Genomic DNA, 25,990 nt, shown 5'->3' with positions numbered 1-25,990 from the left:
TAAAAATTAGTCAATTGCTAACTAATGATGATTTGTGCTTTTATAAAAGGTATTTGAGAACATATAATTTTCAATTACCTTTTTGAAAAATATCCACTAGTTATGAAAAACCTACTTTTCGCTTCACTTGCTCTTTTGATCTCCTGTAGCCAACAGAATGACCCTGATAAGTTAAAACCTGAGCGGAATTTTGTAGAAGTATCCCAAATTGACACTTCTATTAAGCCTGGTGACAATTTCTTTATGTATGTAAATGGGATCTGGTATGATACCGCCAGAATCGCAGATGATCAGTCAGGTGTGGGTTCTTATTCTTTTTTGAATATTCCTCAAAAAATGCTTTTGCAGGATATATTAGAGGAAGTTTCTGCCGGTGAGCATGCTTCAGGTAGTATAGATCAGAAAGTGGGAGATTTCTATGCTTCTGGTATGGACATGGAGGCGATCAACAAGCGTGGATTTGAACCTATCAAACCTATTTTGGCTAAGATCGAGGAGATTACTGACGTGGCTTCCTTAATGAATTTTGTAACTGAAGAAATCAAGTCAAACAACCAATCAATTCTAAGTTTAAGCATTTCTCCAGATGCGGAAAACAGCAGTATCAATATTGCACACTTTAGCCAAACTGGCTTGGGTTTGCCAGATCGGGATTATTACTTCAAAACTGATTCCTCTACCGTAGGAATTCAGAAAGCCTACTTGGATTACCTAGCTACACTTTTCGAATTGACTGGCACTGAGGCGGAGGCTGCTAGGAAAGAGGCATCAGCTGTGTATGCTATTGAGAAAAAGCTTGCTGAACCACACAAGACACGCATAGAACGAAGAATAGTAAAGGAAAACTACCATAAAATGGCTGTTTCCGAACTGGATCAAAAAGAACCGAATATTGCTTGGTCAAAAACCCTTAGCCAATTGGGGTTGAAAGCCGATTCAGTAGATGTTCGCCAACCGGCATATTACTCTACATTGAACAAAATGCTGAAGACAGTTCCTATTTCCGAATGGAAGACTTACGTCAAAGCACATACACTTTCCTCCTATGCGGATGTACTCAGCAAGCCCTTTGAAGATGCATCTTTTGCCTATGAAAAGGTTATTTCTGGCCAGTCTACGCAGTTGACTCGGCAGCAGCAGATGGCACAGAAAGTAGATCGGCAGCTGGGATTTGCTTTAGGACAATTATATGTAAAGCGATACTTCAATGAGGATGCTAAAAAGCGGGTATTAGATCTGGTGAATAACCTTCAAAAATCCTTTGAAAGCCGCATCAATAAGCTGGACTGGATGAGTGATAGTACCAAAACTCAGGCAAAGGAAAAGTTATATGCTATCACCAAGAAAATAGGCTATCCTGACGAATGGAGAGAATATAATGTAACAATAGATCAAAATAAGTATTTCGAAAATGTGTTGGCACTGCGCCAAGATCAAAGTCGCTATGAACTGGATAAATTCGGTAAGGCACCTAACAAACTAGAGTGGGGAACTACACCTTCAACAGTTACAGCCTATTACAATCCATCTTTGAATGAAATTGTGTTTCCTGCAGGGATACTTCAGTATCCTTACTTTGATTTGTATGCCGATGATGCAATCAATTACGGTGGAATCGGAATGGTAATCGGTCATGAGTTAACTCATGCATTTGATGATCAAGGAGCTCAATACGATAAGGATGGCAATGTGAAAAATTGGTGGACGGATGAAGATTATGAGAAGTTTAAAGGAAAAACCCAACAGTTAATTGATCGATATGACAGCTTTACAGTGTTGGATTCAGTGCATGTAAAGGGAGCTATGACAATTGGCGAAAACACAGCCGACAACGGGGCTTTATATATTGCCTATGAGGCATTTAAATTAACGGAACAAGGGCAAGACACGACCAAAATTGATGGATTTACCCCTGATCAGCGTTTTTGCTTGTCTATCGCTCGTATCTGGAGAGTGAAAACCCGCGATGAATTTTTGAGAACCTATGTAAATACCAATTCCCATTCTCCGGCTATTTGGAGAGTGAATGGGCCGCTGATGAATTTCGATCCATTTTATACTGCGTTCAACATTCAGCCCGGAGACCTCAATTACAAGTCTGAAGAGGAAAGAATTAAGATTTGGTAAATTTACGCTATGACAAAATTCAAATTCCCCATTATATTTCCTATAGTAATTCTATCATTTTTGGTGGCTTTAGAATGTAATGGTCAATCTATTCAAGCAAAAATAGAAACTGTAACTGGAGTTGTATCATCTGAAAATATAGGGTTTACACTTGTGCATGAACACATCATGTCAAATTTCGGTGCTGACCCAAGTGATATTGATTCCTACGATGAGGACAAACTATTCAAACAAGTCCTGCCTTATCTAAAAAGCCTAAAAGAAAGTGGAGTTGAGACAATTGTTGATTGTACTACTGCCTACTTTGGAAGACGGGTGGATTTGTTAAAAACTATTTCCGAGGCTTCAGGTGTCAAGATCATTACTAATACAGGATTCTATGGAGCTGCAGCAGATAAATATGTTCCGGAATTTGCCCGCACCGCCAGCACGAGTGAACTGGCTGCCGTTTGGATCAGTGAATTTGAAGAGGGAATAAGTGGAACTGAGATAAAGCCAGGTTTTATCAAATTAGCCTTTGACGATGGTATTCCTAGTGAGTTGGACTTGAAGCTTTTCGAGGCAGGAATCCTTACTCATCTAGCCACAGGATTAACTATAGCTGTTCATACTGGTGACAATCCCTTAGCCGTGAAAGCTCAAATAGCTTTATTAGAAAAATATAATGTGAATCTTTCAGCATGGATTTGGGTCCATGCGAGTAAGTCTTCCGATATAGGTTATTTGACAGAAATCGCTTCCAAAGGGGCATGGATATCATTGGATGGTGTCAATAAGGATAATATTACATCCTATGTAGAAATGTTAAAAGTCTTCAAATCGAAAAAGCTTTTGGAAAGAGTTTTACTGTCGCATGATGGAAACAGTTATCCTAGAGGAGGTGCTGTTAGACCTTTTGAAGCAATTTCCATTTCCCTAATTCCTACTTTGATTAAGAATGGTTTTTCTGACAGTGAAATCCATCAGCTAGTGGTAGTAAATCCTGGAAATGCTTTCTCGGTCAGGGTTAGAAAAAATTAATCATACTAATATGTTGCCGTAGGCATATGAGGTTAATTATCCATATCTCATTCACAATACAGCGATTCCAATCTTACTTCGATATCCTGTCTGATCACTTTTCCATATCTTTGAGCTAACCAACAACCACACCTTTCCACATGTTTGAAGGACCTGATTACCCTAAATCTATCACTGAAGATCTTTTTGAATTTTGGTTAGAAGATGGTAGAGCGAGTAAAATCAGCTATCATTTTTTATTGATAGTCTGGAATGTATATGACGAAAAGTACAATCCTGTCTATGTGGAAACCCGCGAGGAGATAGGAAATTATGAACTGTACCCTAATGCCAAAGGATCTGAAGCGTTGATTGCTGTGTATGATTTGTACTCGGAGTCTAGAATTAGCTTAGGGGTGTAAGGAGCTCTAGCTATTTATTTCTATTTAAATTGAACCAACCTTTCGTTCAAAACAAATAGCATCCTATCCTTATTTTTGTAATATAAATCTACTGAAAATATAAACCCCAATGTTTAATAAAATCTCCTCTTTTGTCATCCTAGTGCTGCTTGCGGTGGGTTGCGCCCAAAATCCAGAAACTTCTAAACAGGAGTTTAATGTGGAATACGAAAAGTTTGTTCTAGACAATGGACTCGAAGTTATCTTCCACATAGATCCATCTGATCCAGTTGTGGCAGTTTCACTTACTGCACATGTAGGTTCAGCACGTGAAAAAGAAGGTAGAACTGGATTCGCACATCTTTTTGAGCACCTTCTATTTTTAGAATCAGAAAACCTTGGTAAAGGTGGTCTCGATAAAATGACAGCCCGTATCGGTGGATCTGGTGCCAACGGTTCTACCAGCCGTGATAGAACGAATTACCTGCAAACTGTTCCCAATGATGCTTTGGAGAAAATGATTTGGGCAGAAGCGGATAAGCTGGGCTGGTTTATCAATACCGTGACCGACCCTGTTTTGGCGAAGGAAAAGCAGGTAGTAAAAAATGAAAAGCGTCAAGGTGTCGATAATCAGCCCTATGGACATACTTCTTATGTGATTGATAAAAATCTGTATCCTGCTGACCATCCTTACAATTGGCAGGTAATCGGTTCCTTGGAGGATCTTCAAAATGCCACACTTCCTGATGTCAAGGAGTTTTTTAGACGTTGGTATGTACCAAATAATGTTACCCTTACCCTCGTTGGTGACTTCGATCCAAAACAAGCGAAGGAATGGGTGAAAAAGTATTTTGATGAAATCCCAAAGGGAGAACCTATAGAATCTGTCACACCAAGACCTGGTAAAATTGAAACTAGCAAGAAGCTTTATTATGAAGATAATTTTGCCAGGCTTCCCGAATTGACAATGACCTGGCCTACAGTGGAGCAGTATCACGCTGATTCCTATGCATTGGATGTGCTGAGCCAATACCTTTCCAGTGGAAAGAAAGCTCCTTTAAACGTTGTTTTGATTGATAACAAAAAGCTCACTTCCAATGTGAGAATGTATAACAGAACCTCTGAATTGGCAGGGCAGACACAATTGTCCGTCCGTGCTTTTGCCGATATAGACCTGGATGATGTAGCTGAGGCTCTTGAAGAGGCATTTGTGAAATTTGAACAAGAGGGAATTTCCGAAAAAGACTTGGCCCGAATTAAGGCTGGTCAGGAAACCAATTTTTACAATGCACTTTCCAGTGTCTTGGGAAAAGGTGTACAGCTAACTCAGTACAACATCTTCGCTAAGAATCCGGGCTTTATCAACGAAGATATTCAAAACGTTTTGGCCGTTACCCCGGAGGACGTGATACGTGTCTATAATGAATACATCAAAGACAAGAATTACATAGCCACGAGTTTTGTACCTAAGGATAACCTAATTGCCGCTTTGGAAGGATCAGAAAAAGCTGAGGTTGTGGAAGAGAAAATCATTCAAGGAGCTGAGGAGAGTTTTGATGCTTCGATCCAGGCTAATTATGAAAAAGCTCCTTCCACCTTTGACAGGTCTGTTGAGCCACCTTATGGCAAAACGCCTGAAGTGACTATTCCAGCTGTTTGGGAGGATTCACTTGGCAATGGCTTACAAGTTTATGGCATAGAGAATCATGAAGTGCCCCTGATACAATTCAATATGGTGATTGATGGTGGACAGCTGCTGGACGATCCAGAAAAAGTAGGCGTGGCAAATCTTCTAGCTCAGTTAATGACTAAAGGAACTAAAACCAAAACTACTGCTGAACTGGAGGATGCTATAGATCAATTAGGAGCATCTGTGAATGTATATGCTACTACTGAGAGCACGACAATTTCTGTAAATACCTTAAGCAGAAATTACGATGAAGTAATGACTCTGGTAAAAGAAATCATCCTCGAGCCACGTTGGGATGCTGTTGAGTTTGCATTAGCGAAGCAATCTACCATCAGTAGAATTCGCCAATTGGAAGCTAGTCCAAACATGGTTGCTCAAAATGAATTCAACAAGCTGATCTACGGAGAAGGGAATATACGTTCTCAAAATATCTTAGGAAGTATTAAGTCAGTGGAAGCTATTACTATAGATGATCTAAGAACCTATTATGAAAAGTTTATTTCTCCATCCGTCACACGAATGCATGTGGTTGGCGATCTAGGTAAAGTGAACATTATTGCCTCACTGCAGAGCCTGATTACTGACTGGGAAAGTAAGGAAGTAAGTATTCCGGCCTTCGATGCACCGTCAAGACCAGAAACAGCTCAGGTTTACTTTTACGATATCCCAGATTCTAAGCAGTCTATGCTACAATTTGGGTATCCTGCACTCGCTTCTACCGATCCTGATTTTTATTCTGTAGAAGTGATGAACTACATCTTGGGAGGAGGAGGTTTTGCATCCCGACTTACGCAAGAGCTACGTGAAGGCAAAGGATATACCTATGGAATTAGATCTTCTTTTTCTGGTGGAAAAGTAGCGGGACCTTTTAGCATTAGCAGCGGTGTGCGCAGTAATGTCACCTATGAATCTGCTCAACTTGTAAAAGATATTCTTATTGATTATGCTTCAACCTACACCGCGGAAGATCTGAAAACTACTCAGAGCTTTATGATCAAAAGCAATGCACGGGCTTTCGAAACAGCTAGCGCCAAGCTCAATATGTTGGAAAACATCAGTGAGTATGGTTGGGATGCTGATTATGTAAAAGGTAGGGAGAAGACTGTGAATGAGATGACCGTAGAGCGAATTCAGGAATTGGCAGGAAGCTACCTGGATCCCAACAAGATGATTTGGTTGGTAGTAGGTGATGCCAAAACACAATTGGCAGGACTTGAAAAATTAGGTTTTGGAAAGCCAATCCTGATTAACCAAGAGAAGATCTCAATGGAAGTAGAACGGTAGATATTGGTTCTTAGTTGTTGGTTTCGCACTTGCGGACAGATGCAGATTCAACCATATTTAATAAAAAAAATCGCTCGCTGAATATTCCAGCGAGCGATTCTCTTAATGTTTTTATTAAATTTCATAAGTCACTAAACCAACTGCAAACTGCGACTGTGACTGAATCCTTAAATTCTCTTTGCTTCTCCAGCCAACTCCTCATTTTCATCCGCTATTGCAGCTTCAATAAAGGAATCAATCTCAGAATTTCTCTCCTGACCTTTATTCAACAAGACTCCTAAAGCGATCATCACACCAATGCGCGTTCCCACTTTTTTAGCAGCAGTATTGAATAGGTGAGATAATTCTTCATAACTCACTTCCTCAGCTAATTTTGCGATTTCTTCTCTGGCAGCAGCCAGTTTATCACCGGATAGATTGGTGTATTTCTTAGCGATCTTCTGAATTTCATTTATTGCAGATCTCTGCCCCTGAGGCTGGCCTCCACCTTGGTTTGGCTGCTTGTTAGGTTGATTTTGTGGTGTAGCTGCAACTGGTGCTTGCTTAGCCCAAGAATCTCTCAAGCCTACGGTTTTATTGAATACAAGCTTTTCGGCTGAAGAATCCTTATCCAAAGTAAAGTACCCAAGACGCTGAAACTGAAACTTATCATCCAAAGTTGCCTCTTTAAGGAAAGGCTCCAAATAGGCTTCCTTAATCACCTTAAGTGACTCAGGATTCACAAACTCCATAAAGTTCTTGTCCTCATGACTGTCTGGAGCTTCATCCAGGAATAGTCTGTCGTACTCGCGAATTTCCGCTTTGATCGCATGCTGAATAGAAACCCAATGCAGTGTTCCTTTTACTTTTCTTGTGCTTGCTTCTGTGCCAGATCCTGATCTTGAATCCAAGTCAGCGGTACAATGTATCTCAGTAATATTTCCAGCAGCATCTTTCACCACTGATTCACCCTTGATGATGTAAGCGCTTTTCAATCGAACCTCATTACCTAAAGTCAAACGGAAGAACTTGTTTCCAGCTTCCTCTTTGAAGTCTTCTCTTTCTATATAAAGTTCACCTGAAAATGGCAACTCATGTGTGCCTGAATTCGGGTCTTCTGGATTATTTTCAGAGTCCAGCATTTCAGTTTTACCAGCAGGGTAGTTGGTAATCACCAATTTCACTGGATCCAACACAGCCATCACACGGGTAGCTGTTTTATTCAAATCCTCACGGATACAATATTCCAATAGGGAAACGTCCGTCACAGAATCACGCTTGGAAATACCAGAAAGATCGGAGAAGTTACGTATTGAATCAGGCGTATAACCTCTTCTTCTAAGCCCGGAGATAGTTGGCATTCGAGGATCATCCCAGCCTGTCACGGTATTATTCTGCACCAGTTCAAGGAGCTTTCGCTTGCTCATCACTGTGTAGGAGAGATTTCGACGTGCAAATTCCCTCTGCTTAGGTCTAAGTTTAGCTGGATCATAGATTTGATCCAGGAACCAATCGTATAACTCACGGTGCATTTTGAATTCAAGCGTACAAAGGGAATGGGAGATCTGCTCTACGTAATCAGACTCTCCATGAGCCCAGTCATACATAGGGTAGATACACCAGTCAGTTCCGGTACGATGGTGTGCTTTTCTCACAATCCTATACAAAATAGGATCACGCATCAGCATATTAGAGGAAGCCATGTCAATTTTAGCGCGAAGCACATAGCTTCCCTGCTCAAATTCTCCAGCTTTCATCCGCTCAAATAATTCAAGATTTTCTTCCACTGAGCGATTACGGTAAGGTCCCGCAACTCCCGGGGTGGTAGGTGTTCCTTTTTGCTCAGCCATAGCCTCTGCTGACTGCTGGTCCACATAGGCCTTGCCTTCCTTAATTAATTGAACTGCCCAATCATACAACTGCTGAAAATAGTCTGAAGAGTAACATTCCGTAGCCCATTGGAAACCCAGCCATTGGATGTCATGCTTGATAGCATCCACGTATTCCTGCTCTTCCTTGCTTGGGTTGGTGTCATCAAAGCGAAGGTTTACTGGCGCATTATGCATCTCACCCAATCCAAAGTTCAGGCAAATAGAAGCTGCATGTCCAATATGTAGGTAGCCATTCGGCTCTGGGGGAAAACGAAAACGAAGTTTGTCCGGAGAAAAGCCTGCGGCCAAATCGTCTGCAATGATTTGTTCAATAAAATTAAGTGATGCGGATTCTTCAGTCATAGATCAAAATTGAAAGTCAAAATTAAGGCAAATGCCTTGAAAAGCAACTAAAGAAGGGTAGGGATTAGGTATTGGAAGAGTAGAGAATTGGAGATTGGAGAATAGACGATTGGAGATGTTGCTTTCCTGCTATTTTTAAACTTATTTCCATAATTTGAGTGCTAAACAAAACCATAGCTCAAAACCCTAATTCTATGAACTTAACGATTTGCCAGAATACCATGGAATTGGGAGCAAAAGCCTCAAAAGAAGGTGCTATTTTAATCCGTGAAGCGATCCAAAAACAAGGCTTTGCCAATATAATCTTAGCCACTGGCACCAGCCAATTTGAGACCTTAAATCAACTTCTTGCTGAAAAAGATATCGATTGGTCCAAAGTGACTGTTTTCCATTTGGATGAATATTTAGGCTTACCGATTACTCATCCAGCAAGCTTTAGAAAATATTTACTGGAACGTTTCTTTACACATTTACCTCAATTGAAAAGTTACTTTTTAATCAATGGAGAAGTCGATCCAGCTGAAGAATGTGCACGCCTTGGTGAACTGATAAGCAAACATCCCATCGATGTGGCTTTTGTGGGAATTGGTGAAAATGGACATCTCGCATTCAATGATCCTCCTGCAGATTTTGAAACGGAGGAACCCTATATTGTTGTGGATCTTGACCATGCTTGTAGGATGCAGCAATTTGGGGAGGGTTGGTTTCCCAATTTAGAGGCTGTTCCGCAGCAGGCTATCAGCATGTCTATTCGACAAATCATGAAATCGAAAGCTATTATTTGCTCCGTACCCGATAGCCGAAAAGCATTGGCAATCAAAAATTGCATAGAAGGTCCAATCAGTCCAGATCATCCAGCTTCTATCCTCCAAAGTCACCCCGATTACCAATTGTTTTTAGACGAAGGCTCCTCGTCACTGATTTCCATGCATTGATCGGAAAAGTCTTGTATTACTGAGGAAATATTTTGTATTTATAGAGATACTCAATTGATCATTTTGAGTTCACCATTCTTTATAACCAGCCCAAAAGAGCTATGCCCTCAAAAAAAATGGCCGTAAAATCGGAGTCATTAAGTCAAAAGGATACCTGGATCTCTATAGCAATCATCGGAGTCCTTTTTTTTGTCTTTGGATTCGTTTCCTGGATCAATGCCATCCTGATTCCCTATTTCAAAATAGCTTTCACACTCAGTAATTTTGATTCCTACCTGGTTGCATTCGCTTTTTACATTTCCTATTTGGTGATGTCAATTCCCTCATCCTACTTACTTAAAGCAGTCGGTTTTAAAAAGGGGATGATGTTTGGCTTTTTCATCATGGCTGTAGGTGCGTACATCTTTATTCCAGCGGCTATAGGAAGGACCTACGAAGTATTCCTGTTGGGACTTTTCACCTTGGGAACAGGTCTCGCAGTACTTCAAACTGCCGCTAATCCATACGTAACTATTTTGGGGCCTAAAGATAAAGCTGTTCAGAGGATCAGTATTATGGGGATTTTCAATAAAGGTGCAGGAATTCTGGCTCCCATCATCTTTGCTGCGGTGGTACTCAGAGTAGGAGATACCGAACTTTTCCAGCAGCTGGAAACCATGGGAGAGCTTGAAAAAAATGCTGTATTGGATGAGTTGATCCAACGAGTAATCACTCCATACGCTGTTGTGGGAACCGTGCTGGTAGGTTTGGGAATTCTGGTGCGTTTTTCACCACTTCCAGAAATCGATACGGAGCATGAAAGTGCAGAGCTTGCCGTAGCCAATTCAAGCAAAACCTCGATCTTACAATTCCCTCATTTGATTTTGGGAGCATTGGCTATTTTCCTTCATGTGGGCACCCAGGTGATTGCCATCGATACTGTGATTGGCTATGCCAACTCCTATGGAATCGGATTGATGGAAGCCAAAGTTTTTCCATCCTTTACACTTGCTTTCACCATTATCGGATACCTGATCGGGATATCATTAATTCCAAAGGTGATTTCTCAGGTCAATATTTTAAGGATATGCACGCTTTTGGGCACGACTTTCACGCTCTTGATTTTATTCACTTCCGGTGATGTTACGCTTTTTGGTATCACTACAGATGTCTCCATCTGGTTTGTGGTTCTGCTCGGCTTGGCTAATTCCTTGGTCTGGGCAGGAATCTGGCCATTGGCGCTGGACGGTCTTGGCCGATTCACCAAACTTGGAGCATCCATCATGATCATGGGGCTATGTGGTAATGCAATTTTGCCATTGTTCTACGGATACCTAGCTGATTTGTACGATGTCCGCTTTGCTTATTGGGTACTTTTCCCTTGTTATCTCTACCTAGTTTATTATGCGGCATATGGGCATAAGGTCAGAAAATGGGTTTTTGCAAAATGAAATCGAGCATGACACAAGAATATTACCTCATCAAGATTATTCTCCAAGCGAGATTCCATATGACCTTTGAAAAACAAATTATAAACAGATGAAAATCCAAGGCAACTCATACCGCGATGGATCAGCGATCGAGATTTCTTTTTCCGAAGGAATCATTGATAGCATCTCAGAAACTCAGACTCCTTTAGATCAAAACCTGATTCTAGGGCCTGGCTTTACTGATATTCAGGTCAATGGCTATGGAGGAATAGATTACAATGAGGTTCAGTCAGATCCTATGAATCTGGCCAGCATTTCCAGACTTTTATATCAAGAGGGAGTCACGACACATTTTCCCACGATTATCACCAACGATCCCGAGCAGATCAGTCAGTTAATTCTTCAGATTGTTTCCCTTCGGAAATCAGATGAATTGTCCAGAATGAGCATAGAAGGACTGCATATAGAAGGTCCGTTTATTTCTCCTATGGATGGCCCAAGAGGAGCACATCCCAAAGAATTTATCATTGCTCCTGACTGGAGTTTGGTTCAAAAGTGGCAGCTTGAAGCGAAAGGCCTGATTAAAATTATCACTCTTTCTGCGGAATGGGAAAATGCCGTTCCCTTTATCGAAAGATGTGTGGAACACGGGATTCTGGTTTCTATTGGTCATACGAATGCGACACACCAGCAAATCCTGGATGCTGTCGATGCAGGGGCTAGTTTGTCAACCCACCTTGGAAATGGAGCACATCCAATCCTTGCCCGCCATCCAAATTATATCTGGTCACAATTGTCTCAGGATGATCTGGGAGCATCCATTATTGCCGATGGATTTCATCTACCGGCGGAAGTCATTCAGGTTTTTCAGAAAGTGAAAAAAGAAGACCTTATGCTTGTTAGCGACTCAGTCTCACTGTCAGGAATGCCTGCAGGGGACTATAAGCTTCACATTGGCGGAGAAGTCACCTTAACTCCAGAAGGCAAGCTGCACCTCAAATCCAATCCTTCCATCCTCGCCGGATCGGCATCCAATATCCGTAGCGGAGTTTCTTTCTTAATCAAAAATAAGCTTGCATCCCTAGCCGAAGCTTGGGAAATGGCTTCTGTCCGTCCCGAAAAACTAGTAAACGCTGGTCATATACTATTTAAAGAGGGAGCGATTGCCGATTTGATCTTGTGTAGAAAGCAAGAAGATGGTAAGCTCGAAGTCCTCAAAACAATCAAACATGGGAGGGAAGTATTTTCCGCCTGATCCTACGCGAATCATTAACCCCAAAACCACTCACCTATGAAATCGAGCATGACTAAAAAATCACACACTAGGATGATTAAAATCCCTGCGAGATTCCATGTGACCACTAAAAAACAATTATAAAAACATGAAAAAGGAAGTAAATCGAAGGAATTTTATCAAAACCGTAGCTACTGGAAGTCTGGGTTTGGGAGTGATGAGTTCGGCACATTCATTCAATATTTTATCCCAATACCCCGTTCAGGACAAGGTTCGCGTAGCAATCATGGGTGTGAATGGGCGAGGCTCCCAGCATGTTCAGGCTTTTGCTAAAGTTCCAAATGCAGAAATCTCATACCTCTGCGATGTAGATTCCAGAGCGGTTACCAATGGTTTGGCCCTGGCTGAAAAGTCCGGAGTAACAAACAAGCCACAGGGAATTTCTGATTTCAGAAGGGCGCTGGATGATAAAAATGTAGATGCAATATCTATCGCTTTGCCAGATCACTGGCATACTCCGATGGCCTTGATGGCTTTGAAAGCTGGCAAACATGTGTATGTAGAGAAACCGGGAAGCCATAATCCAGCAGAGGGCGAATTGCTTTCAAAGGCAACTTCTGAATACGGGAAAATTGTCCAAATGGGCAATCAGCGAAGGTCATGGCCGAGAGTGCAGGAAGCAATCGCAGAACTACATGGCGGAGTAATAGGCAATGCATATTATGCCCGTGCCTGGTACACCAATTCCCGTCAATCGATTGGTTTTGGAAAGGAAGTAGCGGTTCCTGAGTGGTTGGACTTCGAACTTTGGCAGGGGCCGGCGCCGAGAGCAGCTTTCAAAGACAATCTGATTCACTACAACTGGCACTGGTTCTGGAACTGGGGCACAGGAGAAATTGTCAATAACGGGGTTCACTTTCTGGATTTGGCGCGCTGGGGATTGAATGTGGACTATGCGAAAAAAGCCTATTCCAGCGGTGGCCGTTATCACTTCAAAGACGATTGGCAGACTCCCGATACGCAGATTGCTTCATTTGATTTCGAAGACAGCAAAAGCATTCTTTGGGAAGGTAGAAGCTGCAACCGCAGAGGAATCAACGATATGGGTTCAGGCGTTTCCTTTCATGGGGAAAATGGTACACTGGAATTACTGGATAATTCCTATAAAATCTACGACAACGCAAACAAACTCATAAAAAGCGCTGAACCTACAAGCAATACGGTTGTGGATCAGCGAGGCGCTGGATTTGATATGGATATTGCACATTTCACGAATTTCACCAATGCCATTACCAAAGGAGAGAAACAAATCTCCCCGTATCAGGAAATTGTAAAAAGTGTCATGCTGTGCCATCTGGGTAATATTTCCTACCGAACTGGAAGATCTTTAGAGATTGACCAGAGTTCAGGAAGGATTTTAAATGATAAAGAAGCGATGAAGCTGTGGGGAAGAGAGTATGAAAAAGGCTGGGAACCTAAACTTTAATCCAAATGGCTTTGACTCTAACTACCAAATCGAAACGTCTAGTATCTATTGATGCATTGAGAGGTTTTGACATGTTAATGATATGTGGAGCAGATGCTTTTTTTAGTAGTCTTGAAGGCAAGACAACGTGGGGCAGGTTGAATGGGCTGGCCCTCCAATTTGAACATCCGGAGTGGATTGGCTTTACCTTCTATGACTTTATTTTCCCGCTCTTTCTTTTTATTTCGGGAGTTTCTATTCCTTTTTCATTAGGCAAAGCACAGGAGCTTCATATTTCTAAAAAAGAGATTTATAGAAAATCCTTTATCCGAATGCTCATTTTGATAGGCTTTGGCTTGTTGGTTAAAAATGCGCCTTTTCCCTTCTTTGACTGGGAACAAATCCGGCTAGGATCTGTGCTTGGAAGAATCGGGATAGCTGGATTTATCACTACGCTGCTTTGCCTCAATTTTGACTCGAAAAAACGTCTGGTGGTCGTAGGAGCCATTTTGCTGCTCTATTATGCGGCTGTTTTCTTGATTCCGGTTCCAGGCTTTGGAGCTGGAGACCTGAGTTTTGAAGGGAATTTTGTTGGATGGTTTGATAGGTCTTTCCTCCCTGGCAGGTTACTTCAAGGACAATACGATGAATTGGGAATCCTGACTACTTTTCCAGCAATCTGTCTTACGATTTTGGGAGCTTTTGGAGGGGAAATTCTGAAAAAGGATAGCCTTTCTCAACACCAAAAACTCAAGAAAATCCTGCTTACCAGTTTGATTTGTATTGTCATTGCATTGGTATGGAGCCTACATTTTCCGATTTTCAAGCGCTTGTGGACCAGTTCTTTCATACTCTTGACTTCTGGAATGTCCTTTCTTTTCCTCGGCATGTTCTACTGGATCATCGATATCCTCAAATTCCAAAAATGGTCCTTCTTCTTTGTGATTATAGGGATGAATAGTTTGACGATCTACCTTATTTACCGCTTTGTCAATTTCAGATATACCTCCAGATTGCTGTTTGAAGGACTTTACAAACCCTTAGGAGAAACCTGGCAACCAGTTATGGAAAGCCTTGGTGCATTGGCCTTGGTTTGGCTATTTCTGTATTTCCTTTACCGTAAGAAAATTTTCTTTAAAGTGTAGCCCAGTTATCGGTTTTCAGTTCCGATGCTAGTTTGAGTGCAAAATCAGTTTAATCAACACCATTCAAAGAGTTTTATGAAAAATAGTAGAAGATCTTTTATCAAGAAATCTAGCGCATTGGCAACAGCCGCAAGTCTCAGTACTTTGCCCTTTTCTCTTTTTGCAAAAACTCTAGCAGATCCAATAAGAATTGGAATTATAGGCTTGGATACTTCACATTCTCCTGCATTTACCAAACTTTTCAACGCAGAAAATCCAAGACCGGAACTGGCTGGCTTCAAAGTGACGGCAGCTTATCCTTATGGTAGCAGGGATATCAAATCCTCTATGGATAGGATTCCGGATTACATTAAGCAAGTCAAAGATTTGGGAGTAGAGATCACAGATTCTATTGAAGCTTTACTCGAAAAAGTCGATGTGGTGCTATTGGAAACCAATGACGGAAAGCCAAGACTAGCTCAGGCTAGAAAGGTAATTCAGGCAAGAAAGCCTTTTTTTATAGACAAACCTGTGGCTTCGAGTTTTGCTGATACCCAATTGATCTATCAGGAAGCTGCAAATAATAAAGTGCCCATTTTCTCCGCCTCCTCACTGAGATACATGAGCAATGCACAAGCTGTCCGCCATGAGGGGAAAATCGGAAAGGTTCTTGGTTGTGATACATTCAGTCCAGCCACCGTAGAAGCAGGGCATCCGGATTTATTTTGGTACGGAATCCACGGTGTGGAAATCCTTTTTACAGTAATGGGACCAGGATGCGAGTCCGTGAGCCGAACGCATACTCCTGATGCTGACGTAGTGACCGGAAAGTGGAAAGATGGGAGAATAGGGACTTTTAGAGGGACGAGAACGGGAAAACATGAATATGGTGGAACTGCTTTCGGCTCAGAAGGAAACTTGGTGTTGGGAAAATATGAGGGCTATGAACCCTTGGCTGTAAAAATTGCTGAATTCTTTAAGTCGGGCGTATCACCTGTGGATCCTGTGGAGACTTTAGAGATCTATGCCTTTATGGAAGCTGCCGATGAAAGCAAAAGAAGGGGAGGAGAAGCGGTTGCAGTTAGTTCTGTGATGTGAAAAGGGAGATTAGAGATTAAGAGAATGTTGAATGAAGAACATTGAATTACGAAGTAAATAGAATCCATGAGGATCAGAACAAGTCATCCCATATCAAAAATGCCGTAAATCGTACTTCGTAAATCTCATATGAATTACAAATACGACTTCTATCGTCCCCTTAAGGCATGGCCTTTGTTCATTTAGATAGCAAAAGATAACATATGGCCCTCATAGGAAAGCTCGTAAAAGCTGGTTTAGATATCACTTCAAAACTTACATCATCAGAGGAAAGCCCACAGCATTCTCAAGAAAAACAGTTAAAAGAACTTTTAAGCCAGGCAAAGAATACAGCCTTCGGAAAGTATTATGGTTTTGAGGACATTCTAAAATCTGAAAATCCTATTTCATCCTTTAGAAAAGAGGTTCCAATTTTCAATTACGAGCAAATGCATGAGCAGTGGTGGTCAAGGCAGGAACGTTTTGAGGATATTACTTGGCCTAGCAGACCAAATTTTTTTGCTAGAAGTAGCGGAACCACAGGCAACAGCAGTAAAAGAATCCCAATTACAGATGAGTTTATGGCAACCATGAAATCTGTAGGCACCTCCATGGTCAATTCACTTCATGAGTTCGATTTCCCTGAATCTCTTTTTGAGTCAGAGGTTTTAATGCTGAGCAGTTCCGCCAGTTTGGATCAAAACGTACAGGGCTTTCAGGAAGGAGAGATTTCAGGGATCAATGTGAGTAATTTCCCCGATTGGTACGACATCTTCTACAGACCGGGAAAGGAAATCGCTGCCATCAGAGACTGGGACGAGCGGGTAGAAGCCATTGCAGAGCAGGCTCCAGAGTGGAATATTGGAGCAATTGCCGGAATTCCTTCTTGGGTACTTCTCATGCTGAAGAGAATCATAGCGCGTCATCAATTGAACAATATTCATGAAATCTGGCCAAACTTTCAGGTGTATGCTTCCGGAGGAGTAGCCTTCGAAACCTACCGAGAAGATTTTGAAGCACTTTGCAGAACACCTATTACGATTTTGGATACCTACCTGGCATCAGAAGGCTTTATTGCATACAGCAGTAGACCTGATACTATGTCTATGAAATTGGCCTTGAATCACGGTTACTTTTTTGAATTTATTCCCTTTGATAAGCGAGGGATAAATGAGTCGGGAGACCCGCTCAGCGAGCCTCTTGTATTGGGAATAAATGAGGTGGAAGTAGGCAAGGAATACGTGCTATTACTGAGCTCCTGTGCGGGTGCTTGGCGTTATGTCATTGGAGATGTGATACGGTTTGAATCCCTGAATCCTCCTCAGATTAAGATTACTGGACGTACCAAATTCTTCCTAAATGTGGTTGGCTCTCAGCTTTCGGAGGAGAAAATGGATAAAGCTATACTGGAGTTAGCCGGTTATTTGAAAACCACCATCAATGAATATATGGTGGCTGCGGTGAAAAATGACCAAGGAGATTATATACATCAATGGGTGCTAGTATCTGATGTGAAATCTGAAGGGTTGGCTGAGAAACTAGATGATTTACTTAAATCAGCGAATAAAAATTACACCGTTGCCCGATCCAAAGCACTTAAGGGTATTTCAGTAAAAGTGATCTCTAAAGAGGAGTACACAGCTTTTTTGGCTCAAACAAATAGAAAAGGAGGGCAGACCAAAACTCCAAAAGTGATGAAAGAAGAAAAAATGAAGACGCTTCTGGAATTTATATCTCAACCTTAGGAAGTACTGGTGCTATTCCATCAGGGCAAAGTTCTGCGCCACGTATAGACATGTAGTACTTGCTGATTTGATTTTGATAAGCAGGAGAAATAAAGTCGTTTTCCAACAGGTATTTTTTGGCCACAATAATTTCCTCTCTAAATCCATGTCGTATAGCAATGCTATCAGCTTCATGTTCACGCTCGCGTTTGTATTGATCAGAGAGAGAGTAACGAATCCCGTAAACGATCATTCCTGCATTTGAATGGTTTTCGTAATCTATCATATGTCCCAATTCATGCGCAAACCATCCTTTCAATACTTCCTCAGGTAAATCGCCCACAATTAGATCTTCGGAGTCTAAAACTTTTTCAGACAGGCTTAATCTATATCCGCGTTTTTTCCCAAATAAATTATGGAAATCAATCACAGGTTGAGCCTGCATGGTTGAAGCACTCAATTGTTCTTGTACTACCTCAAACCCGTAACTATGCAATGGCTTGTACTGCTGCCATACTTCCAGAAAAGCCTTTCTGATATTAGTATTGATCCCATCTGAAAAAGCAGGTGAGTTGGTAGGTACAGAAGCTGCATTATCCGATTTGAAGGAAAGGGCTACTAGCGCGGTAAGGACCAACACCCCCGAAATAACTTTGTATTTGTGTCGCATTGATCTATATAGAAACAAAGAACATACCAGCATTTGGATAAGGAGGAATGGGAGATTGGAGAAAAGAGATTAGAGATTTAGAGATTAGGAGATTGGAGAATCGGTTAATACTAGCAGGCTTGGATTAGATTTACCATATGCGAAGGTGATTACAGTTGTTGTTGTTTATCACAATGGTCAGTTTCGTTGTCGCGGTGGGAAGATTCAACAATTAAACACTAAATGCGGCAGATTGGAAATTGATTTTTTACACTCTTAAAAGCTATTGTGAGTCCACATTAGACCTAAAGAAATGCTGCGAAGATTGATTATTGGAAGCAGATATTCTGCGATAAGACTCTTGATACGAACAGCATGAAATAGCTATAAATCAGTTTCTTATATTTTATAACTAAAAAATAACCTGCGATATGTGTAAGAATGCTGTGATACGATGTAACGCACTGAAGCGGTAGAAAACTCACCTTCGTGACAAAAGAAAATAACTATGACTGATCAAAGTATGAGTGACATTAAGAAAGTATGGGAAAACGGTCCCCTAAGATATTTGATCATTTTAGGTGTTTTGGTCGTGCTACTTTTTGTCTTCAAACCATGGGTTCAAGTGGGAGCAGGACAACGAGGTATTGTGCAGAACTTCGGTGCTGTGCAGGACAAGGTTTTGAGTGAGGGAATTCACTTCAAAATGCCTGTGGTGCAAACCGTAATTCTGATGGACGTTAAAATCCAGAAAGTTTTGACCGATGCTGCCTCTTCCTCTTCTGATCTTCAGGATGTGGATATGTCAGTAGCACTTAACTACCATGTGATACCTGATGCAGCAAATTTGGTGTACCAAACCATTGGCTTGCAGTTTAAGGAGCGAATCATCGATCCTGCGATCCAGGAAGTAATGAAAGCAGTTTCTGCTAGATATACAGCTGAAGAGTTGATTACCAAAAGACCTGCTGTTAGTTCTGAAATGAAAGAAGCGCTAAAAGCCAGATTACTGGAGTCAAACATCGCAGTGGATGCATTCTCTATCATGGATTTTAGTTTTTCTCAAACCTTTACAGATGCCATTGAAGCGAAGCAAACAGCCGAGCAAAATGCACTGAAAGCAAAGAGAGATTTGGACAGAATCAAAGTGGAAGCAGAGCAAACGATCGCAGCGGCTACAGCAGAAGCTGAGGCGTTAAGACTACAGAAAATGAATATTTCACCTGATTTGATTGAGCTTAGAAAGATCGAAGCCAACCTTAAAGCCATTGAGAAATGGAATGGTATTTTACCTGAGGTGACTGGTGCCGGCGCGATTCCATTTATTGGAGTAGGTGAGGTAGGGAAAAATTAAGAAGGTGTAAGATTAATAACCTCAAAGAGGTTTACCTTTTCAAAACTACCGGCTGTTCTCAGTCGGTAGTTTTTTTATGAGAATATTGCAGTAAGGTGCTTAACTTAAAAGGAGAAATCTGATTTTTTTTACCTCCGAGTCGCAATGGTCACGAAGAATTCAGCAGAGGAAATTATCACCCAGAAAAGCTCCCTAGGAGCGACATTTTTGTATCCTGCCCGCCTTGGCGGGGCCATGGGTGAAGCTTGCGGAACCCATGGTAATAAGATTAATAAACAATTCCCCTCCCGCTCAGAATCATCTTCTGGAAATGTATGTCTATGCGGGAGGATGGAAAAGGCTTTTATTTTCTTTCTCCTTGATCTTTTGCCTTGATGCAAAAGAACCAAAAGATCAAGTCTTGGCATCCCGATAGCTATCGGGACTTCAGCCGAACATGCCGAACCCTGGCCCGCTTCCTCCTTCGGCCAGGGCCACGACAGTTCACCGCGCCCTAAAAACCAGTTTTGTGGTAAATGATTTAGTGATTGCTCGTAGTAGTTTACTAATCATATGGTTTTGAATGACTACGAAGTAGTCAAACCATTAATAACTTGCCCGCCGTGGCGGGGCCACGGGTTTTAACCCGGGGTATAGAGATCAATAAATCATTCCCCCTCCCGCCCAGAATCATCTTCTGGAAACGAATACCTATGCGGGAGGATGGAAACGAATTTTATTTTGTTCCCATTGTATAGATCATCCAAGAGGTTATGATTTACGGAATTACAAATTCACGCGATACAGGTTCGGGATTGCATCCCGATAACTATTGAGACCCGAACAGCACGCTCGTGAAGCTCCATTTTTATCTCTACGTTCTTTTGCCTTGATGCAAAAGAACCAAAAGATCAAGACACAGCAAAGCTCCCACCGCACTTGCCGGACGCTGGCCCGCTGCTGTGTCGTCCCACCGCGCCCACACGAATAGCGATTGTAGTAAATGGAATAGGTGATTGCTTTTACTGGATTACATATTCCAGATTTAGTGGGGCACGACATGAACTGTAGTACTTTTTTGAATGACCACGAAGTGGTCCAACCTTTCAATAGCCATGGGTGCAACCCATGGTATCTTGGTCAACAAATCTCTATGACTCCCGCCTAAAGCCATTTTTTGGAAACGAATGCCTATGCGGGAGGATGGAAACGATTTTCATTTTTACCGCCGAGTCGCAAAGGGCACAAAGGATTCGCAAAGAAGCTTATAATCGGAAACAGCTCCGTAGGAGCGACATATCGGTAGCCCCGGGTTTCAACCCATGGTAAAAAGGTAACCGAACAATTCCCCCTCCCGCCCAAAACCTTCTTTTGGAAACGAATGCCTGTGCGGGAGGCTGGAAACGAGTTTCATTTTTATAGTGTAATTCACATCAACCAAATAGGAAAACATAAAGCATTCACATTTCAAAACAGCCAAAATATTTGATGAACCGCCTTTTCTTGGTGACGAACTTTTATATCTTTAAGTGTTCTTAGTTCTGAAATTTTTTAAAACGTATGCACGCTTCATGTTTTTGGCTTGCTTGAAATTTCAGTAAGAATCAATCAATTCTAAAAAGATCCCATACCTAATGGCTAAACAAGCAGCCCAAAAGAATCAAAAGTCCATGGAAGAAACCCTCTGGGATTCGGCCAATAAACTCAGAGGAACAGTAGAAAGCTCAGAATACAAACACGTCGTGCTGGGCTTGATCTTTTTAAAGTTTGCCAGCGATACCTTTTCCCAAAGAAGGGAAGAACTCATCGCAGAGGGCAAGGAGAAATACCTGGAGATGAAGGAATTCTACAATATGAAGAATGTCTTCTTTCTCGCTCCGGAAAGCCGCTGGAACCATGTCATCGACAATGCTAAACAGGATAACATCGCCTTGATCGTCGATACTGCCCTGCATACCATCGAAAAGAACAATCCTTCGCTTAAAGGCGCACTACCTGACAATTACTTTTCCCGACTCAATCTCGATCCCAGCAAACTTGCCGCCCTGCTCGATACCATCAATAACATCGATACCGTAGGCGATGCCGAGGAAGATGTGGTGGGGAGGATTTATGAATACTTCTTGGGTCGCTTCGCTGCTGCGGAGGGAAAAGGCGGTGGAGAATTCTATACGCCGAAGTGTATTGTAAACCTGATCGCAGAAATGCTCGAACCCTACAAGGGAAAGATCTACGATCCGGCTTGCGGTTCGGGAGGGATGTTTGTGCAGAGTATAGACTTTGTGAGAAGCCATCAGGGCAATACCAAAGACATTTCCATCTACGGGCAGGAATATACTGCCGTGACCTATAAACTGGCGAAAATGAACCTCGCCATCCGGGGGATTTCTGCCAATCTGGGTGATGTGCCAGCGGATACCTTCTTTAAAGATCAGCATCCCGATCTGAAGGCCGATTACATCATGGCCAATCCACCTTTCAACCAAAGTCAGTGGAGGGAAAAGAACGAACTGGAAGATGATTCCCGCTGGTCGGGTTTTACCACACCTCCGGCAGGAAATGCCAACTATGCCTGGATTCTGCATATGCTGAGCAAACTCTCCGAAAACGGAACGGCAGGCTTTGTCTTGGCGAATGGCTCCATGAGTACCAATACCTCCGGTGAGGGCGAGATCCGTCAGCAACTGGTGGATAAGGATATGGTGGACTGCATGATCGCGCTACCGGGTCAACTTTTCTATACCACGCAGATTCCGGTTTGTCTATGGTTTGTGACCAAAAACAAGAAGCAACGACCACATCCTGAGAATCCAGAAAAAGAGTTTCGGGATCGAAGCGGTGAGACCCTCTTTATTGATGCCCGACAAATCGGTAGCATGATTGACCGCACCCAAAAAGAACTCACCAAAGAGGATATTGCCTACATCGCCAACACCTATCACACTTGGCGCAACTTTACCCCCTCAATCCCCCTTACCCCCTCAATCCCCCTAAAGGGGGAGGAAGAAGGTTCCGACTCCCCCCTTCAGGGGGGCTGGGGGGGTGACATCCCCGGCTACTGCAAATCCGCCACCCTTTCCGAGATCCAAGCCAACGACTACGTCCTAACTCCCGGTCGCTATGTAGGCGTGGCCGAAGAGGAAGACGATGGAATTCACTTCGAGGATAAGATGGCAGAACTGACCGCCACACTGAAAAACCAAATGGCTCAAGCTGAGGAATTGGATCAGGCTATTCGAGAGAATTTAAAGGTGTTGGGATACAATGTCTGAATCACGGATTTAATAGATTAAAGGATTACACAGAAACGTAAAATGAAATATAGAGGAAGTATAGCAAGAAGGTTCAAACTATCTGTGAAATCAAATGATCCGTGTCAATCTGTGATTCTGACGAATTTAAATAGATCACAGGGATGACTGAGTTGAAACATAAGGAAATAACCGAAAAGATCATTGGGGCTGCCTTTGAGGTACACAAGGAATTAGGAAATGGATTTCAAGAAGTCATCTATCAACGGGCCTTGGCTTATGAATTCGCTCAAAAGAATTTGGAGTTTGCCAGAGAAATCGAACAGGATATCTGGTATAAGGAATTAGCGCATCCTTTGGGAACAAGACGGGCAGATTTTGTGGTGGAAGGAAAAGTATTGGTAGAGCTGAAAGCCATCAAGGAATTAGAAGATGTCCATTTGGCTCAAGCCTTAAACTACTTGAAGGCCTATCAACTTGAGGTAGGTTTGCTGATTAATTTCGGAAGCAAATCAATGACATTTAAACGATTGGTAAGATGAAATGTCTGAACCAGGGATGAAAATGTCAGAATCACGGATTAGAGGGATTAAAGGATGGCACGGAATGAAAATTCTAAAACACGGATTAAACTGATTAAAAGATTACACAGATGATAAATAGTTTAAGAATCAAGTCTAGGATTGAAAAATCCGTGAAATCCTAAAATCCGTATCAATCCGTGATTCAGACGATTTTGAGTCATGAGTAAGGATCTGCAACATATCGAAAATCGAATTTTCACCTTTCAAGATCAGCAGGTGATGATAGACCGTGATTTGGCTGAATTGTACCAAATCGAAACTAAGGTGCTCAATCAAGCCGTAAAACGAAATATTTCACGTTTTCCTGATTCATTTCGATTTCAACTCAACGAAAATGATTTATCTGAACTGGTCACAAATTGCAACCGGTTTGGACATCTGGGATTTCAAAATGTAGCCTCAAATTCAAGGTCACAAAATGTGACCTTGAATAATAAACTTGGTAAAAACATCAAGTATAGACCCTATGCATTCACCGAGCAGGGTGTCGCTATGCTCTCTGCGGTGTTAAGATCTGATATTGCCATTCAGGTCAGTATCCAAATTATGAATGCGTTTATTGCGATGCGCAAGCAACTATCGTCCAATCAATTGATCATCCAACGTATGGATCGGGTAGAATTGAAGCAATTGGAATCGGATCAAAAGTTCGAGCAGATTTTTAAAGCCTTGGAAAATAAAGATCCCGCGCCGAAGCAAGGGATTTTCTTTGATGGGCAGGTGTTTGATGCGCATCAATTTGTTTCTGACTTAGTCCGCAAGGCAGAAAAATCCATTCTACTCTTGGATAACTATGTGGATGATTCGGTGCTGTGGCTTCTGGGAAAAAGGAAAGATGGGGTAAAATGCACGATTTTCACCAAAACCATCGGCAAGCAACTCCGAATAGATCTGGATAAGTACAATGCGCAATATCCACCCATACAGATTCAGGAGTTTACGAAAGCACACGACCGATTTCTGATTCTGGACGTAAAGGAAATCTATCATATTGGAGCATCCATCAAAGATCTGGGCAAGCGCTGGTTTGCCTTCTCCAAAATGGATGCAGGAACAGTTACTATTCTGGAAAATTTAAAGGTATTGGGGTATGAGTGAGTGGGAAGAAATTGGAATTGGAGAATTGGCAACATTTAGAAATGGAGCAGGGATAAAGCAGGAATATTTCTCTGATAGGGGAGTGAAACTAGCTAGAGTTTCAGATTTTACAGATGATTCGATTGATATAAGTAAATGTAATTTTGTGTCAAAAGAACATGCCATAAAATGGAAATCACATTTTCTGAATGAAGGAGATGTTGTCGTAGCTACGGTTGGTTCTTGGCCACCTAATTGGTCGTCAGCTGTTGGTAAAGTAATTAGAATTCCCAAAGCTCTTGGAGATTTAATTCAAAATCAAAATACCTGCTGTATAATACCAGATAATACAAAACTTGATAACCGATTCCTTTTTTATATCCTAAGAACTATTGAGTTCAGATGGTTTGCAGGAAACTCAGCGGGAGGTAGTGCTAATCAGGCTCGACTTCCAGTTGCTAAACTAAAACAATTTAAAACTCTACTTCCCCCTCTTCCCGAACAAAAAGCCATAGCCCATATTTTAGGGAAGCTGGATGATAAGATCGAGCTAAACCGTCAGATGAACCAAACGCTGGAAGCCATGGCGCAAGCCTTGTTTAAAAGCTGGTTTGTGGACTTCGATCCTGTGCTGGATAACACGCTTGCAGCAGGAAATGATATTCCCAATGAATTACTGGAGATGGCTGAGAAGCGAGCGCTTGTTCCACATTCAAAGAAACTAATCTCAAAGGCCCCTGAGCTTGCCGCAAAGTTCCCTTCTTCTTTTGTCTTTAATGAGACGCTGGGGAAATGGATTCCTGAGGGGTGGGAGGTGAAATCTGTAGAAAATGCAATCCATGTAAATCCAAGCGTATCTATTAAAAAGGGGGAGGTTAGGAAATATGTTGATATGAAGGCTCTTCCCACTTCTGGCTATTCAATTGATGGTTTTATTGAGAAGGGATATAGTGGTGGAGCCAAATTCAAACAAGGAGATGTTCTATTGGCTAGAATTACACCTTGTCTAGAAAACGGTAAGACAGCAATAGTAGATTTCCTTAAAAGTGATGAAGCTGGGTTTGGATCAACTGAGTTTATTATTCTAAGAGGAAAAAATCAAATTAAAACGCCATTTGTAGCATGCTTAGCAAGATTTGAAGCATTTGTAAACCATTGCATTCAAAATATGGTAGGTTCATCTGGAAGGCAGCGAGTTCAAAATTCATGTTTTAACTCATATTTTTTAGCACTACCAGATCACGAGCTTTTGAAAAAGTTTGACTTACTATCAAAACCTAACTTCAATAAAATAACGGATAACTCAAATGAAATCGAAACACTCACTCAACTTCGAGATATGTTATTGCCGGAGTTGATTAGTGGGAGAGTGAGGGTGAAGGAGGAAATACTCTAAAGTCAATAATATTATTTA

Annotated in this window: 18 protein-coding genes; 16 read left to right on the top strand and 2 right to left on the bottom strand. The window is 41.8% G+C overall.

The features are described from left to right. Positions 1 to 102: 102 nt before the first annotated feature. From ESV85_RS15520 to ESV85_RS15505, 4 genes are all read left to right on the top strand, one after another. Positions 103 to 2,127, top strand: a complete 2,025-nt coding sequence (locus tag ESV85_RS15520) for a M13 family metallopeptidase (protein WP_146919138.1) — start codon at positions 103 to 105, stop codon at positions 2,125 to 2,127. Positions 2,128 to 2,136: 9 nt separating this feature from the next. Next, positions 2,137 to 3,147 (top strand): phosphotriesterase, encoded by a 1,011-nt coding sequence (locus tag ESV85_RS15515; protein WP_146919136.1) that lies wholly within the window; start codon positions 2,137 to 2,139, stop codon positions 3,145 to 3,147. A gap of 140 nt (positions 3,148 to 3,287) precedes the next feature. Further along, a complete protein-coding gene (locus tag ESV85_RS15510) occupies positions 3,288 to 3,548 on the top strand; it encodes a hypothetical protein (RefSeq protein ID WP_146919134.1) in 261 nt (86 codons plus the stop codon). A 109-nt stretch (positions 3,549 to 3,657) separates the two neighbouring features. Beyond that, positions 3,658 to 6,501 (top strand): M16 family metallopeptidase, encoded by a 2,844-nt coding sequence (locus ESV85_RS15505; protein ID WP_146919132.1) that lies wholly within the window; start codon positions 3,658 to 3,660, stop codon positions 6,499 to 6,501. Positions 6,502 to 6,668: 167 nt separating this feature from the next. Here ESV85_RS15505 and ESV85_RS15500 read toward each other — a convergent pair whose 3' ends face one another. After that, a complete protein-coding gene (locus ESV85_RS15500) occupies positions 6,669 to 8,714 on the bottom strand; it encodes a glutamine--tRNA ligase/YqeY domain fusion protein (RefSeq protein ID WP_146919130.1) in 2,046 nt (681 codons plus the stop codon). 194 nt (positions 8,715 to 8,908) lie between these two features. On the opposite strand from ESV85_RS15500, the gene ESV85_RS15495 reads away from it, so the two are divergent. From ESV85_RS15495 to ESV85_RS15465, 7 genes are all read left to right on the top strand, one after another. Then, complete coding sequence (locus ESV85_RS15495) at positions 8,909 to 9,649, top strand: glucosamine-6-phosphate deaminase (protein ID WP_146919128.1); 741 nt, start codon at positions 8,909 to 8,911, stop codon at positions 9,647 to 9,649. A gap of 101 nt (positions 9,650 to 9,750) precedes the next feature. Then, a complete protein-coding gene (locus ESV85_RS15490; protein ID WP_146919126.1) occupies positions 9,751 to 11,079 on the top strand; it encodes a sugar MFS transporter in 1,329 nt (442 codons plus the stop codon). 88 nt (positions 11,080 to 11,167) lie between these two features. Further along, entirely contained in the window at positions 11,168 to 12,313 is a 1,146-nt protein-coding gene (locus ESV85_RS15485; protein ID WP_146919124.1) for an N-acetylglucosamine-6-phosphate deacetylase, read from the top strand. A 127-nt stretch (positions 12,314 to 12,440) separates the two neighbouring features. Beyond that, positions 12,441 to 13,778, top strand: coding sequence for a Gfo/Idh/MocA family protein (locus ESV85_RS15480; RefSeq protein WP_146919122.1), 1,338 nt, complete (start codon positions 12,441 to 12,443; stop codon positions 13,776 to 13,778). 5 nt (positions 13,779 to 13,783) lie between these two features. Next, positions 13,784 to 14,902, top strand: a complete 1,119-nt coding sequence (locus ESV85_RS15475) for an acyltransferase family protein (protein ID WP_146919120.1) — start codon at positions 13,784 to 13,786, stop codon at positions 14,900 to 14,902. Between the two features lie 75 nt (positions 14,903 to 14,977). Beyond that, entirely contained in the window at positions 14,978 to 15,979 is a 1,002-nt protein-coding gene (locus ESV85_RS15470) for a Gfo/Idh/MocA family protein (protein ID WP_146919118.1), read from the top strand. A 203-nt stretch (positions 15,980 to 16,182) separates the two neighbouring features. Then, on the top strand, positions 16,183 to 17,703 hold the full coding sequence (locus ESV85_RS15465; protein ID WP_146919116.1) for a GH3 auxin-responsive promoter family protein: 1,521 nt from the start codon (positions 16,183 to 16,185) through the stop codon (positions 17,701 to 17,703). Here the strand turns inward: ESV85_RS15465 and ESV85_RS15460 are convergent. Then, on the bottom strand, positions 17,687 to 18,352 hold the full coding sequence (locus ESV85_RS15460) for a hypothetical protein (protein ID WP_146919114.1): 666 nt from the start codon (positions 18,350 to 18,352) through the stop codon (positions 17,687 to 17,689). The genes ESV85_RS15465 and ESV85_RS15460 overlap by 17 nt on opposite strands. A gap of 487 nt (positions 18,353 to 18,839) precedes the next feature. Here ESV85_RS15460 and ESV85_RS15455 point away from each other — a divergent pair, with 487 nt between their 5' ends. The 5 genes from ESV85_RS15455 (at position 18,840) to ESV85_RS15435 (ending at position 25,972) form a co-directional block, all read left to right on the top strand. Beyond that, entirely contained in the window at positions 18,840 to 19,685 is an 846-nt protein-coding gene (locus tag ESV85_RS15455) for a prohibitin family protein (protein WP_146919112.1), read from the top strand. A gap of 1,613 nt (positions 19,686 to 21,298) precedes the next feature. Further along, positions 21,299 to 22,936: a type I restriction-modification system subunit M gene (locus ESV85_RS15450; protein ID WP_146919111.1), complete on the top strand. Its 1,638-nt coding sequence runs from the start codon at positions 21,299 to 21,301 to the stop codon at positions 22,934 to 22,936. 143 nt (positions 22,937 to 23,079) lie between these two features. Continuing rightward, on the top strand, positions 23,080 to 23,457 hold the full coding sequence (locus ESV85_RS15445; protein WP_146919109.1) for a GxxExxY protein: 378 nt from the start codon (positions 23,080 to 23,082) through the stop codon (positions 23,455 to 23,457). 201 nt (positions 23,458 to 23,658) lie between these two features. Further along, positions 23,659 to 24,597, top strand: coding sequence for an ORF6N domain-containing protein (locus ESV85_RS15440; RefSeq protein ID WP_146919107.1), 939 nt, complete (start codon positions 23,659 to 23,661; stop codon positions 24,595 to 24,597). Continuing rightward, the gene (locus ESV85_RS15435; protein WP_146919105.1) at positions 24,590 to 25,972 is read left to right on the top strand and encodes a restriction endonuclease subunit S; all 1,383 of its coding nucleotides are present in this window, start codon (positions 24,590 to 24,592) and stop codon (positions 25,970 to 25,972) included. The genes ESV85_RS15440 and ESV85_RS15435 overlap by 8 nt, the downstream gene beginning before the upstream one ends. Positions 25,973 to 25,990: the final 18 nt, after the last annotated feature.

Origin of the sequence: Algoriphagus aquimarinus (genome assembly GCF_007997215.1) — a bacterium.
Lineage (GTDB): Bacteria > Bacteroidota > Bacteroidia > Cytophagales > Cyclobacteriaceae > Algoriphagus > Algoriphagus aquimarinus_A.
The sequence above is the reverse complement of the archived record's forward strand: the minus strand, read 5'-3'. Positions and strand labels throughout refer to the sequence as shown.

Coding starts and splice junctions, on each gene's coding strand:
- ESV85_RS15460 (WP_146919114.1), bottom strand. CDS start 18,352: ATGCGACACAAATACAAAGTTATTTCGGGGGTGTTGGTCCTTACCGCG.
- ESV85_RS15500 (WP_146919130.1), bottom strand. CDS start 8,714: ATGACTGAAGAATCCGCATCACTTAATTTTATTGAACAAATCATTGCA.
- ESV85_RS15520 (WP_146919138.1), top strand. CDS start 103: ATGAAAAACCTACTTTTCGCTTCACTTGCTCTTTTGATCTCCTGTAGC.
- ESV85_RS15445 (WP_146919109.1), top strand. CDS start 23,080: ATGACTGAGTTGAAACATAAGGAAATAACCGAAAAGATCATTGGGGCT.
- ESV85_RS15510 (WP_146919134.1), top strand. CDS start 3,288: ATGTTTGAAGGACCTGATTACCCTAAATCTATCACTGAAGATCTTTTT.
- ESV85_RS15480 (WP_146919122.1), top strand. CDS start 12,441: ATGAAAAAGGAAGTAAATCGAAGGAATTTTATCAAAACCGTAGCTACT.
- ESV85_RS15475 (WP_146919120.1), top strand. CDS start 13,784: ATGGCTTTGACTCTAACTACCAAATCGAAACGTCTAGTATCTATTGAT.
- ESV85_RS15515 (WP_146919136.1), top strand. CDS start 2,137: ATGACAAAATTCAAATTCCCCATTATATTTCCTATAGTAATTCTATCA.
- ESV85_RS15455 (WP_146919112.1), top strand. CDS start 18,840: ATGACTGATCAAAGTATGAGTGACATTAAGAAAGTATGGGAAAACGGT.
- ESV85_RS15450 (WP_146919111.1), top strand. CDS start 21,299: ATGGCTAAACAAGCAGCCCAAAAGAATCAAAAGTCCATGGAAGAAACC.
- ESV85_RS15485 (WP_146919124.1), top strand. CDS start 11,168: ATGAAAATCCAAGGCAACTCATACCGCGATGGATCAGCGATCGAGATT.
- ESV85_RS15470 (WP_146919118.1), top strand. CDS start 14,978: ATGAAAAATAGTAGAAGATCTTTTATCAAGAAATCTAGCGCATTGGCA.
- ESV85_RS15495 (WP_146919128.1), top strand. CDS start 8,909: ATGAACTTAACGATTTGCCAGAATACCATGGAATTGGGAGCAAAAGCC.
- ESV85_RS15490 (WP_146919126.1), top strand. CDS start 9,751: ATGCCCTCAAAAAAAATGGCCGTAAAATCGGAGTCATTAAGTCAAAAG.
- ESV85_RS15435 (WP_146919105.1), top strand. CDS start 24,590: ATGAGTGAGTGGGAAGAAATTGGAATTGGAGAATTGGCAACATTTAGA.
- ESV85_RS15440 (WP_146919107.1), top strand. CDS start 23,659: ATGAGTAAGGATCTGCAACATATCGAAAATCGAATTTTCACCTTTCAA.
- ESV85_RS15505 (WP_146919132.1), top strand. CDS start 3,658: ATGTTTAATAAAATCTCCTCTTTTGTCATCCTAGTGCTGCTTGCGGTG.
- ESV85_RS15465 (WP_146919116.1), top strand. CDS start 16,183: ATGGCCCTCATAGGAAAGCTCGTAAAAGCTGGTTTAGATATCACTTCA.